The following is a 13,015-nucleotide window of genomic DNA, read 5'->3' as shown; positions in this document are numbered from 1 at the left end:
AGCCAACTGCAGACAATTGCAGAAGTAGAACCCCTGTCGACATACCCGATCATGACCCGGCAACAGCGCATTGAGCGCTGGGCAGAGTTGCTGGAACAACATCCCGAGCGACGCCTGACAGCGCTTACCGGCACTGAGTATCTGAAGCGGGAAGCTCGCGACGCAGCGCGCGGTGAGGGCTCGCCAATTACTGTGGCCTTCGAGGACCCGCTACTGCGTGCGTTAGGCCTGAAGGATGACACCTATGGGGCAGCAAAGCGCTTCTTCGAACTGTCTGACGGGGAGTTGCATGACATCGTCTGCAGTTGCCATGTCGGAACCACGTTCAGAGGGCAGTGGGCTGCCGCTAGAGTCCGCCGGGCAATCGGAGGGAACAGGTTTCTTAAGTGGCTTAGAGAGAGTGTGTGGCACTGAGGTCGCCAAGGACGGCGATTGAAGCTCGTTTCAAGCGAGGTGGATGAACGATTGGGGCGCCAGTGGAGCGCCGTGTTGACGACGGGGGTCGGCGCCTGTCCCACGGCTGTGCAGATGGGTGGGGCGCTCCTCGGTCCCAGTTTACTCGCGGTGCGTTCCAGCATGGCTGCAATACTCCAGGGGCAGGATTCTGGAATCCTGTTTGCGGCTAGCATCACCACGTGAAGACATCGATCGTTCGCCATCTGCTGCGCTAACCTCAATCTCGGCGGCGCCTGGCCTGTATGGCAGCAAAGGTGACTGGGCGAAAATCCCAGGCGTCGACGCCGACGTCGTGCTGGCGCGTCATTGGCTTCAGCCGGCCATGAGAATGGCCGTGCAGGTTTATCGATTTCTTGCCGATCTTGTTCCAGGTGCGGAACGGGTAGTGGCAAAGAACCAAGAAACTGCCCTCGACAGTTAGCTCCTTGTAGTGTTGCACGCTAGCCCAAGCCGAAGCGCGGAGCGTTACCATGCCGTCGTTGTTGCCGATGATCAGGTGTTTGGTGCCGTGGAGGCAGGACAGCAGCGAAGACACTGTCTCGGCCGATCCCTTGGCGAAGTCGCCGAGGTGCCAAACCTCGTCATTTGGAGCAACAGTCTCGTTCCAAAGTTCAGTCAGTGCCTGGTCGTGCGCCACCAATGAACTGAAGGGGCGGGGGTCGAGCCGCAGAATGCGGGGATCGTTGAAATGCGTGTCGGAGGTGAAGAAGATCATGCGCCGCCGCTGGCTGAGATGAGCGCTCAACGGACGCTTTTAAGTTCGGTTGCCGGAGCGGCTTTTGGGTCCATCATCGATCCTGATTTGGGCTTCCCTGAGCATCTTGAGTGCCTCTTCCTTGGTGAGGCCGCACTTGCGCGCAAAGTAGAGAGCTTCGATCGCCTTTTCACGATCTGTGGCTTCTGTGTGCTGTTTAAGCTTTTCACCCATCGTTCTCTATCACCTTTTGATGCCACCGAACCATCACGGTGCCGGGTTGTTCCCATCCATCGGATCTGCTGACCTGCGGAGCGCCGCTGCCTGATGTCGCCGATAAACGAGATCCCGAGACCTGTAGCAGGCATCAGCTTGGTCGTTTCTATGTGGCCCGTCTGGGAGGCACTGTCGGAGCTCTAAAGTTGCCGAACGCTTTGCGGCGGTTGCTTTTGGCTACGAGCGGGCGCGGCAGGCATCTACTGCCGAAGGCGGCTCGCGCTCGCGGAGGAACCATGCAACGCGCTTTTTGAATCGCAGTCTGAAGACCCAACCGCGATCACCTGGTGCGCCCGACGGTAGGACAGCGAGAAGCCTTGCCTATGCCTTTGCAAGGTTGCCATGGCGATCCGGAACCTCGAGGCATGTGGAGAGTTGTCCAGCAGCCCAGCGGAGATTCAAGCCATGGCGCCACCAGATGCCAATCCCGGCGTCGCCGCGCAGCCGAAACGCTCTAGCAAGCCGGCAACTCCATCACCGGCACGGCACAAGGCCTCCGGAGCAGGATTATCTATCGACGGGCTCCCAATGGTATGAAGGACAATGGCCCATGAACGTCGCCAACCTGCAATTGGAAGGTTTGCTTATGGCGGTCGCGGCCGTCAATAACGCCTTGGTCCGCAGAGGCCTTCTCTCGGTCGATGATATCGACACGGCGTTGAAAAACGCGGAAGCCTCCTTCACGGTTGATGAGCGCCTCTTCGAGGATATGTCGCCGGCTAACCGCGACGCAGTGTGTTTCCCTTTGCGGCTTTTGCGGCTGGCTAACACCGAGCAGTTCGAAGCGAGTGTGCCACCGTTTTCCGAGCTGGCCAGGCAGGTGGGGATCACCAAGGAGCCTAATAACGACCAGATGTGAGGGAGGAAGGTCGACCTGCGCGGGTGGCCTCGAAAGACGTGATGAACGATGACCCTGTAGATTCGCTCGCCAACGCAATTCGGCATCGCAGCGCAATTCTGTTTGTTGGGGCAGGGGTTTCGATCAGCGTTGGATTACCCTCCTGGGAGAAGCTGATAGAGCGAATGGCAAAGGAGCTCGGCGTCGACGACGAATTTTCCACGAGACGCGATCGTTTTCAAACCCTGGCCGAGTACTATCGCATCAAGCATGGCAGCATCGGGCCACTTCGCAGTTGGATGGACAGAAACTGGTCCGTCCCCAAGGACCGGATCGAGAAATCCGAGTTGCATCGTCTCATCGTGAGGCTCGACTTCCCTGTCATCTACACAACTAACTATGATCGGAATCTGGAACTGGCTTATGAGATATACGGTCGGGACTACGTGAAAGTGGCCAATGCACGCGATGTGGCGCAGGCCCGCCAAGGCATTACCCACATCGTCAAGTTCCATGGTGATTTCGACGAGGATTCGTCCCTCGTCCTCACCGAAACGGACTACCTCGATCGTCTCTCCTTCAATTCTCCGCTGGACGTGCGTTTTCGCTCGGATGCGCTCGGCAGCACGATCCTCTTCATTGGCTATAGCCTTTCCGACCCAAACATTCGGTTGTTGCTGCACCGTCTCTGGCAGACGTGGCATCGGTCCGGCTATGAGAAAGATCGCCCGCCCTCGTTCATCTTCATGACCAGCCGAAACCCTGTGGAGGAGGCCGTGCTTGGACGTTGGGGCATTTCGGTCGTGGTCGGCGAAATCGACGAGCCGCAAGCTGCTTTGGTGGACTTCCTCAGCCGGCTGGCGGAGATGGTTGGGGATGGGGAACTGTCGCCAAAAAGTGGGCGATAGCAACATCCGTATGATGGGCAGTTCGGCGGGCTCTCAAGGAGCGGCACATGGCAGAGAATTCCGTCCGGAATTTCAAGTTCAATTGGCGTCAAGGATACTATCGCGGCACGGAGAGCTAATCGGAAACTTACTCACGCACTGCCTACTTTGAAGTGCCTTTCAGCGGTAACGGCTCAACCTCGATGCGCCTTGCGCCGAGCTTCGGCGCAAGGGGCGAGCTTGTTTAGCGATACGCTACCGGCTGATCAACGCTTGGCGTTTTCACTCTCCGAGTCGGCCCGCGCCAGGAACTGCTCGGTTGTCGTTGGAATATGGCTTTTCAACCAGTCCGCCATTGCGACTTCCTCACGCAGGTTCTCTTCGCAGACCTGGGCGACCTCTGCTTCACCCAGCGATTTGGCAGCGGCGATAAGGATTGTGTAGGAGGCGATTTCCATGTGCTCGAACGTGTAGCTTGCAAGCGATCCTTTCATCACTTCGTCACCGGCGAAGACACCGCTGAGCGACTGCGCCATTGCCGTCAGCTTGCCGCCGGCATCCTTCAGTGTGGAAGATCCTTGTCCGATGCGGTCGAGACAGGTTTTCAGCCGAGCAGCCTGCTGCCTGGTCTCCTGGACGTGCTGGCGAATCCGTTCGCTGAGCTCAGGATAGTTCTCAATTCGGTTCAACTGCCCATTCAACATGGTCTCGGCCTGCTCTTCCATGGCGTGAGCATCCCTGAGCCATTGGACAAGCCATTCGCGCGATTCTGACATTTCATATCTCCTTCATGGGTCGGCCAGAACTTTCAAAGGGAGATATTGTTCCTCATAGTTTGACCTGCGGAGTCAGCCTGTGTCGCAGGCTTTTCCCAGTCGGCGCTGCAATCAGGCTCTCGGCACCAGGAGAGAATAGCGCGGTACGGGCACTGCCGCTGTGTCCAAGCTGGCAAACGCATTTCTGCAGAAATGACCGAACCTGCTGCCTGTCGCGGGTTCGGCGACGGATGGACCTCTGTTTCGCCTCGGCTCGTATTCCGATGCCCGCGCTGCCATGTAGGGCTAAGCTGTATCTCGCCGGAGCGGCTTCGCATTTTACCGTTCGCTTGCGAAATCAACCCCTACCTGATGCGCGTCCAGGGACGAGGCATGTTCACCTGCGGAGATCTTATCTCACGAAGGGATCGCAATGGAACGTCAGGGCATTTCGGAGGTTGGTAAGGAAGTTTCGCAGCTAAGGAAACGAGCCATGACTTCTTCAGACAATTCTTCAACTGGCATATCACCACGCCCCGAAAAATCGGGCGGCAGGACCTCGTCTAAGCCGGCGACACCGTCACCGGCCGCAGAGAAAGTCTCCGGAGCAGGCCCTGCGATGGCCGAGCATTCGAAAGACGCCAAGGCGCCCAGAGGCGGTCGTCAGCCTGGGGCTTATGTCAAGGATTAGACGGCCGAGCTGGGTTGAGTTTCGGCTGCCCGCTGCAGTCGAAGGAGGTTCTTATGCAGATGATGGGAATTGTCGTCAGCCGAGACCAGGCTCCGATCGTGGAATTCCGCGGAGAGGGAGGCGAGTGTATTACAGTCACCCTGCAGGCCGGGCATACTCTTCCCGACGACCAACTCATTGCAAAGGCCAAGGCTATGATGATTCAGGTCGCTCAGTTCGGGATGGACCAGACCAACAGTGCAGCGATGTCCGACCGGTTGTCAGCCGATGAGGTGATTCAATCCGGAATGTCGGGATAGAATAGCGGGAAGGCGAACAACCACCGCCGGGGCAGCCTTGCGCAACCGAGCGGGCAATAGTTCCATGCAGACCGATCGAAGAGCATGCGGATCGACGAGCGCTCGGTGGGCGTGAACTCATCCGGCGGCCTTGCTCCCGGTACGGAGCCAGCACCGCGCAGACGAATTTTCGGGATTATCAGCCAAGCCCACCATGAGCATATCCCCTTGCTGATTGGGAAAGTGACGGCATTGCGGAACTTCGGATCGCCGCCGCGCTTAATCCGGCGAAGGAGTGATCCGATGAACGCGACCAAAGAGTTTTTTGAAACCTGGCTGCAGGAGAATGTCGGCACTCTTGCTGGCAAAGAGGAAGTGAGCTTCGCCGTGCTGGTCCAGCAATTCGAGCAGGATGCCGAAGCGGCCGGTTATGGTCGCGAGGTGCGTGAGGACGAGCTCGGAAACATTGAAGATGCGATCGAGCAAGCGCTAAAGAACGCCCGGACTGGCGTGCATGGTGACGCCGATGGCGAACCCACCGACGTGGCAGCCCTCATGGATGCGCTGGAGGTCGAAGATGCCAAAAGCGGGCCGTAGGCCTTACCAGATTAGCTCTATTCGTTTGTCGAAGTTGCCGGGGTAGCCCTATGGAGCAGTTTCGCAAGGACATGGCCGCCTTGGCAGAGCCAGCTTTCTGGGTGACGATAGGTTTGCTTCTGGTCCCGTATGCGCTTGGAACGGTGCTGCTCGTTTGGACCTGCGGCTGTCTGTAAGTTTGCTACTGACACACCCGTAGCGGTTCAACGGCCCTAACGCCCGAATTCCCTACAATACCGAGCTGATGCGCTTGCGGGGGCCCTGTGCTGCAGCAAAGTCTGAACGATCTCGTCGCGAGAAAAGTTCTCGTCGACACCAGGCTCCTTTGCTCCTGGTAACAATATCGCGCTGACAGCTTTTTGCGAGAGGGGGGGAAGGCCGCCGTTCATGTTCAGGCGACCACGCTATCTGCGCTCTCATAGTTCCAGCTACGGCCCTCCAACACAATGCTCCGATCACGCGCCTGAGCATCCGCGCGTGCCCCTACATCGAAAATAGCCCTGCAGCTTGCGAGTTGCCTTGGAACACTTGTGTCATATCGAAGTTCGGCCTCGTAGGAGAACAAAGATGGCCATCACACAAGCTGCCAACGACAACCACCAGCCGGGCGAGAAACCGGAACATGCAACCGAATTCTCACTCAAAGCGGCAATAGACCAGTTCAGGGCGGGACGCAGGTGCAAAATGGCACTATGGGCGACAAGAATCGGGGCGAGGCACTGAGATGCCGCGGATCAATGATGACGGTCGCAACGAGAATACCACATCAGCTGCAGCAATCATTATCGACAAGGAACGTGCTGAGCGCGCCGCCAAGACGGCGCGGTTGAAGGAGGCTCGCCTCGCACAAGCCATCACGCCCGGTCCCAGCCAACGCAAGCCGCGTGTCACCAAAAAGGTTCGCAGGATTTTTGTTGCTGGCTAGGAGGTGTCCGTGACTCGCAATCACGACTAGGAAAGATACGACCGCGCCAAACGTATCAGCCAAGAGATGCTGGACGCTGAACGAGCCGAACGCGCTGAGAAGACGGCGCGGCTGAGACAAGCAAGGCTTGCACAGCATCCGGTGAAGTCACCGCCGGCGCAGCCGCAAATGCATCGCGAACCCATCCCGGCTCTCAAAAAGAGAAGCCGTAAGGTGAGTGAATTCTTTTAGGCTCTCTCGCTCGCCTACAGCACCATGCAGGAACACCGTCGGGACTTAACAGGCCTGGCGGCAGGGGCTTTCACGACTTGCCCAGCTCGATCCGTGCACATGCTCCCTTTGTTGTACATCCCCCTGCAGTTGGTGAATCCGGCGCCCTGTTCGAACTTGCATAGGTTAATGACCTCTTCCCTGAAACGAGTCATGCATGGGCTTGCCGCCCAGCATCTGCGGCCTTGAATTAAGTCCTAGTCAAAGGGGCGTACATGACCTACGACACCGCCGGTGATCAACCTATCTATCCTGAAGGGTTGAGATTGCTGGAATCGGTCCTCAAGAAGCTTTGCAAGGAAGCGGAGATTCAACTGATCTCTTACAACGCCGAGCAGATTGCGGCCGAGCTTATAAAATTATTCCAGAGTGGCATGAAAGACGAAACGGTTCTGCTTGTCATCATGCGGGCGCGGCTGCGAAAGAGGCCGGTCTTGGCGGTCGGCTAGTCCTTCTTACCGTCAGTCCACGATCCACGGCGCGGCGTTCAACGGCGACTTGCGAGCGTCTTCAGCGTACGATGCCGCACGATCTCGCGGAGACTTCTGCATCTCCGCCACCTCGCCATCGTCAGAGCTGCGAGCGTAGCGTGCTGGCAAAGTAGCACGAGTGGGAGATGGGAGGCAGCAACGCTGCCTGAGGTTTGATGGTCACGCGCACACCCGCTGCATCCTTTTCGACACCGCCGCGTTGAGGTCAAACCTGCCAGAAATGTTTGATCCGCTGGCACAATGACTGGAGCGGCTAATGCCGAAATTTCGCTTCGAGTTTATCGAGGGCATGTCGCAGCCTGCAATCTTTGCCGATATGGCTGATCGAGATGAGGCTGTCAGAGAGGCGAAGCGCACCGCCAAGGAGGCCATGCTCGACGGAATTGTCGAGGGCGTGGACCCGACCAGTTGGGTGACGAAGGTTTATGATGAGGCAGGCTATCTCGTCGCTACTCTCGGATTCCAGGATCTGGTCTCCGCGCCCAAGGATACGGAAGAGCTCAAGGAAACAGAGGAGCCTGGCGTCCTGCGATCGGGTTGAAGCCTGGTTTCTACGCTGTTGCCATCGAGCAGATGTCCCGAAGACCGCCCTTTGAACATTGCACGAACCAAATCGTTCGCCGGTGATGCGTCGCACCATGCACGACAGCCACGTCAGCCGACCGACCGCCGAGACCGAAGATGTCCTGATCGTCGGAGGCGGGCCGGCGGGATTGACCGCCGCTCAATATCTCGCCCGTTTCCGCCATCGCGTGCTGGTGACCGATGCCGGCGATCCTCGTGCCGCCTTGATCCCAACGAGCCATAACTGCCCTGGCTTTCCCGAAGGGATAAGTGGAGCCGAAATTCTGGATCGCCTTCGACGTCACGCCACCTTGTATGGAGCCACTCTGGTTGGAGGGCAGGTCCATTCCCTCGCCGCTGCCTATCGGGGGTTCGTCGCTGAGACCTCGATCGGCGCAATCCGGACACGCAAGGTGTTTGTGGCGACAGGGATCATCGATACGACACCTGTCATTCCGCGTCTGCGCGAGGCAATTGCCGCAGGTGTCGTTCGACTCTGCCCTGTATGCGACGGGTATGAGGCGATCGACCAGAAGATTGCGGTCGTCGGGCACGACGAGAGAGCCTTTAAAGAGGCCATTTTCCTCAGTCGGTTTACACCGCTCATAACGATGCTTGGGAGCGACGCATCCGACTTTTCGCCCAGCACTCGTCGTGCGGCGAGGGCAAGAGGCATAGTCATCGGTGACGCTCTCGATACGCTCTGCCCGACAGCAGACGGTTGCGAGGCGATTTTAAAAGATGGGACGTCATCCCGCTTCGATGCCATTTATCTGGCACTGGGGTGCAAGGTACGTTCTCAACTCGCCGAGGCGGTAGGCGCAAGATGTTGTGAAGAGGGCTATGTCACAGTCGACGAGCATCAGCAGACTTCCATCCAAGGCATGTACGCCATTGGTGACGTTGTCAAAGCGTTGAACCAGATAGCCGTCGCTTTTGGACAGGCTGCCATTGCCGCGTCGCATGCCCATAGAGAGCTTGAGAGCGCCGAGCGGACTGGATTTGCAGATCAGCCTTCTCAACGGACATGAAGATCACGCGGCTGATCGAGCTCTTGGCTGCCTAGATGGCGCGTATCAACGTCTCGACCCGGCCGACAAGGAGTTGCCGTAACTGGCCGAGAATGTCGATCCCCGAAAGATCATGATATTCCCAGCGACAGTTTACAGCCGCGGAACATTCACTGCGGTACGAGGTTTGGCTGCAGGCCTACAATCCTCCCTCATTGTCTGGGCCTTGAGGCTGTCGAAGCAGCTTCGGCCCGTCTCGGCTTTGTCTGGGGCGGGCTTTCGTGGCTCTGGCAACTCGGCGCGCCAAGCCATTCTTTCTGTCCAAGATCATAACTGCCATTTCTCAACTTTAAACGCACAGCCAAGGCCAGAAATTCCCGTCAAGGAAGAGGCTTTCCGGATATGGTTGAAGGAGATCACACGTAGACCGGTAAAAGGCCGTTGCTGGCTCGGGGCCGGATGGGCCTTTTTGTTCAGTGTCCGAAAAACGCGCGGAACATTCTTTCTGGTCCAGCGTTAGCGCGCGCCGGACGACCCGTTCTGCGATCTCTTGCTGGCCGGCGCTGCAATCAAGCTTCAGCGCGCCTCGGCCCCTCCAGAGACGGTGACGCACGGGAGTTGAGATGCGATGCACAGAGACGCCTTCACCCCATCAGAACTTGCCCTGCTCAGTCGCGTCTTCGCACGCAGCAAAATTAAAAACGAAACCGCAACCGAGAGGGAACGGCGCGCATCACGCATTCTGGCTTACTACCAGGCGGGAATCACGGATGAGGATGAGCTGGAACAGCTTTCTCGCCAACCGCTGGGAAGGTGACGACTAGTCTTCCTTCTTCAGAGCTTCAGCCTCGTCTTTGAGCTTCGGCCAATCGGCTCCATGCTTGCGAAGCAGCGTTCGGGCCTGCTCGGGGTCAATTTCCGTGACCTCGACAAGATGTTCGACCTCAAGCTCCTGGCCTTTCGCAACCCGGCTTGCTTTGTTCGCTTTTCTTTGCACGTCGACACCCACTGCTGAGACAACATGAACGAGCGCTGAGAATGCGCGTTCCAGAACTTCATACAAAAATACGCGACACCGATTAAAAATCGGTCGGATGGGCCATGTATGAGACGGGCCATGACCTGCTGCTGTGCCTTACCGTTTTTTTTCCATGTGGGGGAACCCGAGCTTGTTCGCCGGTCGAAATGGCGGCGGCATCTTCGGGCGATAGTCCGATCACGCGGCGTTCCTCGCCGCTCATGCCATTCGATGTGCCGGCACTCGGCAGCATTCTGACGCAGCAAGTCAGGCACGTTATCTCATCAACTTGATCTGAAGCGAGATGCTCAGCCTCAGAATCCTGTCGCCGTTTTCGTTCCGCACTTCAACAAATACTTGCTGCCCGTCCACCTCGGTAAGCACATCTCTCGTAAGGTCGATAAGGCCCTCGAAGCCCGCGCGGCGCACCTCCTCCAGATCGGCACATTCGATGCCGATTACGTCCTCGACGACCACGTCGTGATCGCCACTATCAAAGAAAAATCGTGCCATCCGAGAGCTTCCGTCACCACTAAGCTGCGGGGTTCCTTTGGTGCAGGTAGGTCGTGTCGAAATCACCTGCACGAGTGAGGCCGGGCCAATCAAGAACATGCACTCTTGACCCCGTCGTGGCGATGAGGCCCCTGCGTCGAAGTTCCTGAAGCATTCGGTTGACGTGGACTGTAGACAAGCCCAATGCATCGCCAAGTGCTGCCTGGGTAATCGGAAGATCCGCGACGTGATCCTGGATGCGTCCAACCGAGCGCAAGCGAAAGATCAGTTCGCACAAGATGTGAGCCATGCGCGTGTATGCCTCGCGTCTTCCCACATTCGTTACCCATTCTCTGTAAATCGCTGCATCGATCAGCGTCGACCGCCAAAAAGCCGTCGCGATTCGAGGATGCTGTTCGCAAATGGTGCGAAGAGCGTCATGTCGCATGAAGCCCAGTCTGGCTGCTGTCAGGGTCGTAAAATTGCAATCCATGACCGACAGATGCAGTCCGTGCAGATCGGGAATATCCCCAGCCACAAAGAAGGATGTAATCTGCCGTTTGCCGTCGCCGGTAAGTTTGGTGGAACCGAGCAGGCCATCCAAAACCACGAACGAATTGACAGGGCGGTCACCCTCACGCACCAGGTCGTAGTTGGCCAAAAAATCCTTCTCCTGAATTTGGATGCCTTTCAAAACCTCGATATCGGCCTCTCGGAGATCCGAGATGCTCTGGAGCTTGCGAATAAGGACATCCAAGGATGAGGTGGGTGACAAATTGGCTACCTAGCTGATGTTGATTATCGAACTTGCATTCGCTTCAAAAGTTCCGGGTAGCCGTAAAGAGGCGCCGGACTGATGGGTCGGCAGTTGGGAAAGACGCGAACGCACCCAGGACCCCTGGTTGGGACCTCAGTGCCCAGCGGTAGAAGAGGCCACGTTCGGTTGCTCGCTTGGGGTGCGGCAACGCTCCCGACGTGAATAAGCCGCACCCTTAAGGGAGCCGCCTAGGCCGTGCAGCAACCTATGACATAGGCTGGGTTCGAATTTTGACGTCACATCAGGGGCTCAAGCTCCGTTGAGCCCGCCCGAATTCCGCACAAGCCGCAAGAAAGAAAGCGGCAGGCCAGAAAGGGGTGATAATCCCTTGGCCATCTCGTGTTTGGCATGCGATTGACGCGCACCCAAGCCGAGGCGACGCGGTGTGTGATTATGCGATAGCCGAAGGGAGATATCGAATGAAAGAAGACCTATCAGGAGGCTCATTTTGACAAGCGTGAGCGACTGTCGGCGGCGAGGGCTTCGCCCAGCTCATCGCCCCTCAGCTCGGGGCCGACTGACTAAAGGCCGTACTGATTGGAACTACAAAAGGAAGCTTGTTGGGGCCGGCCCTTCTCCAAGTTGCCTGTCTCTCAAGGCCCCTGGCTCTCGGTAGCGGGCTTTTGCATTGCTGGTTCCCCGGAAGGGCCGGGAAGTCCGCCACATTGCGTGGAACATGCCGTATCGCGGGGAACATTTTAGCAAACTGTAAATTCAACGGTCTTCTGGTAGGAGGCCAATGTGTCCCGGCGAAGCGTCGACAAAGACCGATTGGAGCGCGCAGACCGTGAGGCAAAGATTGCTAACGCGGCCGAGAGAGAGGCGCGAGATACAAAAACTGCGCGACTTCGAGAACAACGCCTTGCTGCCGAAGCCAAGGCTTCGCAATCATTCAAGAAAGGTCGATCCAAGGGCTAGGTCGCTTACCCGCTGACGCTCGCCCCGACGCGCGCAAGTGGTGCGGGCCCGTCCAAACGTGAGGTGCATGCGATTGCGAATTTTTTCTTGGAACCGTCTTTTCGCAGCGAAGTTCGGTACCGAAGGGACATTCCAATATGGAGTTGATCATGAAACAGGTTCTTTTGGCTTCAGCCATTATGGTACTGTCAACTGGCCTCGCTGTTGCGCAATCGACCACCACGACCACAGGCGGATCGTCGACCTCGACGACCCAGACAACGCCGAGCACTACGACCGATCAGGGAACGGATCCGACCACCACGAGTGGAACGAACTCTAACTCGAACTCCGCCAAGGACTGCGCTCCAGGTCAACAAACTGGCAGCGCCAAGCAGGCCGCGCCAGGTCAACAGGATACCGATGCTAACTCGGCTGCTCCTGGCCAGATGAAAAAGACCACGGAAGGCTGCTGACGTGTCTTGGAACTGTTGCCCTGTTCCAGATTGATGCAAAGGGGTCGACTCTCAGGGTGTAGCCGCTCTCGAACGCCCGTCGTGCTAGGTCGGCACGGCGGGTCGATACCAGACCAAGGTCTTGTCGTTTCGCGGCGAGTCGCACGCGAGGTGTGCCGTGTTGGTTCACCCTAGGTGGCACCTGCTTTGCACCGCCCGCGACAGCAGGGGAAACCAACACCCCAGCGAGTCCCGTTATCCCAGGGACGGCCCGCCGCTGCCGCTAATGGGACGGCGGGCTTTTTTCTTATTCCATGAAACGAAAGGTCATTCCGTAAGTTGGCTTCCCAGGGAGGAACCAATGAAAAAGGATGGCGACGGCCGTGTGAAGAAGGGCAATGAGCAATTGCTTGCCCGACGTTTGTCTGAAGAAGTCGGCATTTCGGAGCCGGATGCGCGCGGTCTGATCAAGCTTATCGGCACGGATTGGAATTCGCTGCTTCGTGAAGCCCGTTTTTTGAAAGAGCGGCATTAGAATGCTCCTGCCTGTCGTGACTAAATTATTATTCAATCGACTCTCGCCAATATGAGCGTAGTCTACTCT

Annotated in this window: 18 protein-coding genes; 12 read left to right on the top strand and 6 right to left on the bottom strand. The window is 57.5% G+C overall.

The annotated features are described in order from the left end of the window. Window positions 1-414: hypothetical protein (locus EN750_RS39880; protein WP_127395635.1), on the top strand; the 414-nt coding region annotated here is incomplete at its 5' end. A gap of 259 nt (window positions 415-673) precedes the next feature. On the opposite strand, the gene EN750_RS03490 is transcribed toward EN750_RS39880, so the two are convergent. Further along, the gene (locus EN750_RS03490; protein ID WP_127266460.1) at window positions 674-1,171 is read right to left on the bottom strand and encodes a metallophosphoesterase family protein; all 498 of its coding nucleotides are present in this window, start codon (window positions 1,169-1,171) and stop codon (window positions 674-676) included. A 39-nt stretch (window positions 1,172-1,210) separates the two neighbouring features. Continuing rightward, window positions 1,211-1,384 (bottom strand): hypothetical protein, encoded by a 174-nt coding sequence (locus EN750_RS39875; protein WP_127395634.1) that lies wholly within the window; start codon window positions 1,382-1,384, stop codon window positions 1,211-1,213. Between the two features lie 592 nt (window positions 1,385-1,976). Here EN750_RS39875 and EN750_RS03480 point away from each other — a divergent pair. Together EN750_RS03480 and EN750_RS03475 are read left to right on the top strand one after the other, a co-directional pair. Continuing rightward, a complete protein-coding gene (locus EN750_RS03480) occupies window positions 1,977-2,285 on the top strand; it encodes a hypothetical protein (protein WP_127266462.1) in 309 nt (102 codons plus the stop codon). 41 nt (window positions 2,286-2,326) lie between these two features. Further along, window positions 2,327-3,172: an SIR2 family protein gene (locus EN750_RS03475; protein ID WP_127266463.1), complete on the top strand. Its 846-nt coding sequence runs from the start codon at window positions 2,327-2,329 to the stop codon at window positions 3,170-3,172. A gap of 245 nt (window positions 3,173-3,417) precedes the next feature. Here the strand turns inward: EN750_RS03475 and EN750_RS03470 are convergent, their stop codons facing one another. Next, a complete protein-coding gene (locus EN750_RS03470; protein WP_127395633.1) occupies window positions 3,418-3,927 on the bottom strand; it encodes a DUF892 family protein in 510 nt (169 codons plus the stop codon). A 723-nt stretch (window positions 3,928-4,650) separates the two neighbouring features. On the opposite strand from EN750_RS03470, the gene EN750_RS03460 reads away from it, so the two are divergent. From EN750_RS03460 to EN750_RS03420, 7 genes are all read left to right on the top strand, one after another. Beyond that, a complete protein-coding gene (locus tag EN750_RS03460) occupies window positions 4,651-4,896 on the top strand; it encodes a hypothetical protein (RefSeq protein ID WP_127331622.1) in 246 nt (81 codons plus the stop codon). Between the two features lie 84 nt (window positions 4,897-4,980). Then, a complete protein-coding gene (locus EN750_RS40415; protein WP_245463550.1) occupies window positions 4,981-5,472 on the top strand; it encodes a hypothetical protein in 492 nt (163 codons plus the stop codon). 724 nt (window positions 5,473-6,196) lie between these two features. Then, window positions 6,197-6,397, top strand: a complete 201-nt coding sequence (locus EN750_RS03445) for a hypothetical protein (RefSeq protein ID WP_127395631.1) — start codon at window positions 6,197-6,199, stop codon at window positions 6,395-6,397. A 485-nt stretch (window positions 6,398-6,882) separates the two neighbouring features. Then, entirely contained in the window at window positions 6,883-7,116 is a 234-nt protein-coding gene (locus EN750_RS03435; protein ID WP_127395630.1) for a hypothetical protein, read from the top strand. Window positions 7,117-7,414: 298 nt separating this feature from the next. Further along, window positions 7,415-7,699, top strand: a complete 285-nt coding sequence (locus EN750_RS03430; RefSeq protein ID WP_127395629.1) for a hypothetical protein — start codon at window positions 7,415-7,417, stop codon at window positions 7,697-7,699. A 58-nt stretch (window positions 7,700-7,757) separates the two neighbouring features. Next, entirely contained in the window at window positions 7,758-8,753 is a 996-nt protein-coding gene (locus tag EN750_RS03425; protein ID WP_245482595.1) for an NAD(P)/FAD-dependent oxidoreductase, read from the top strand. A 607-nt stretch (window positions 8,754-9,360) separates the two neighbouring features. Beyond that, window positions 9,361-9,549, top strand: coding sequence for a hypothetical protein (locus tag EN750_RS03420; protein ID WP_127296097.1), 189 nt, complete (start codon window positions 9,361-9,363; stop codon window positions 9,547-9,549). 3 nt (window positions 9,550-9,552) lie between these two features. Here EN750_RS03420 and EN750_RS03415 read toward each other — a convergent pair whose 3' ends face one another. From EN750_RS03415 to EN750_RS03405, 3 genes are all read right to left on the bottom strand, one after another. Continuing rightward, window positions 9,553-9,795, bottom strand: a complete 243-nt coding sequence (locus tag EN750_RS03415) for a hypothetical protein (protein WP_164895691.1) — start codon at window positions 9,793-9,795, stop codon at window positions 9,553-9,555. Between the two features lie 231 nt (window positions 9,796-10,026). Continuing rightward, complete coding sequence (locus EN750_RS03410) at window positions 10,027-10,263, bottom strand: hypothetical protein (protein ID WP_127395628.1); 237 nt, start codon at window positions 10,261-10,263, stop codon at window positions 10,027-10,029. Between the two features lie 19 nt (window positions 10,264-10,282). Further along, window positions 10,283-11,017, bottom strand: coding sequence for a Crp/Fnr family transcriptional regulator (locus EN750_RS03405; protein ID WP_127395627.1), 735 nt, complete (start codon window positions 11,015-11,017; stop codon window positions 10,283-10,285). Window positions 11,018-12,126: 1,109 nt separating this feature from the next. Between EN750_RS03405 and EN750_RS03400 the strand changes: the two genes are divergently transcribed. Further along, window positions 12,127-12,432, top strand: coding sequence for a hypothetical protein (locus tag EN750_RS03400; RefSeq protein ID WP_127395626.1), 306 nt, complete (start codon window positions 12,127-12,129; stop codon window positions 12,430-12,432). Between the two features lie 340 nt (window positions 12,433-12,772). Then, on the top strand, window positions 12,773-12,946 hold the full coding sequence (locus EN750_RS03395; RefSeq protein WP_127266475.1) for a hypothetical protein: 174 nt from the start codon (window positions 12,773-12,775) through the stop codon (window positions 12,944-12,946). Window positions 12,947-13,015 lie beyond the last annotated feature (69 nt).

This window comes from Mesorhizobium sp. M7A.F.Ca.ET.027.03.2.1 (assembly GCF_003999175.1).
Classification (GTDB): domain Bacteria; phylum Pseudomonadota; class Alphaproteobacteria; order Rhizobiales; family Rhizobiaceae; genus Mesorhizobium.
This window is presented reverse-complemented; position numbering and strand designations above follow the sequence as displayed.

What these genes read in the sequence shown, in the direction of transcription:
- EN750_RS03475 (WP_127266463.1), top strand. Translation starts at nt 2,327, where the DNA reads ATGAACGATGACCCTGTAGATTCGCTCGCCAACGCAATTCGGCATCGC.
- EN750_RS03470 (WP_127395633.1), bottom strand. Translation starts at nt 3,927, where the DNA reads ATGTCAGAATCGCGCGAATGGCTTGTCCAATGGCTCAGGGATGCTCAC.
- EN750_RS03445 (WP_127395631.1), top strand. Translation starts at nt 6,197, where the DNA reads ATGCCGCGGATCAATGATGACGGTCGCAACGAGAATACCACATCAGCT.
- EN750_RS03395 (WP_127266475.1), top strand. Translation starts at nt 12,773, where the DNA reads ATGAAAAAGGATGGCGACGGCCGTGTGAAGAAGGGCAATGAGCAATTG.
- EN750_RS03460 (WP_127331622.1), top strand. Translation starts at nt 4,651, where the DNA reads ATGCAGATGATGGGAATTGTCGTCAGCCGAGACCAGGCTCCGATCGTG.
- EN750_RS39875 (WP_127395634.1), bottom strand. Translation starts at nt 1,384, where the DNA reads ATGGGTGAAAAGCTTAAACAGCACACAGAAGCCACAGATCGTGAAAAG.
- EN750_RS03420 (WP_127296097.1), top strand. Translation starts at nt 9,361, where the DNA reads ATGCACAGAGACGCCTTCACCCCATCAGAACTTGCCCTGCTCAGTCGC.
- EN750_RS03400 (WP_127395626.1), top strand. Translation starts at nt 12,127, where the DNA reads ATGAAACAGGTTCTTTTGGCTTCAGCCATTATGGTACTGTCAACTGGC.
- EN750_RS40415 (WP_245463550.1), top strand. Translation starts at nt 4,981, where the DNA reads ATGCGGATCGACGAGCGCTCGGTGGGCGTGAACTCATCCGGCGGCCTT.
- EN750_RS03435 (WP_127395630.1), top strand. Translation starts at nt 6,883, where the DNA reads ATGACCTACGACACCGCCGGTGATCAACCTATCTATCCTGAAGGGTTG.
- EN750_RS03410 (WP_127395628.1), bottom strand. Translation starts at nt 10,263, where the DNA reads ATGGCACGATTTTTCTTTGATAGTGGCGATCACGACGTGGTCGTCGAG.
- EN750_RS03480 (WP_127266462.1), top strand. Translation starts at nt 1,977, where the DNA reads ATGAACGTCGCCAACCTGCAATTGGAAGGTTTGCTTATGGCGGTCGCG.
- EN750_RS03490 (WP_127266460.1), bottom strand. Translation starts at nt 1,171, where the DNA reads ATGATCTTCTTCACCTCCGACACGCATTTCAACGATCCCCGCATTCTG.
- EN750_RS03430 (WP_127395629.1), top strand. Translation starts at nt 7,415, where the DNA reads ATGCCGAAATTTCGCTTCGAGTTTATCGAGGGCATGTCGCAGCCTGCA.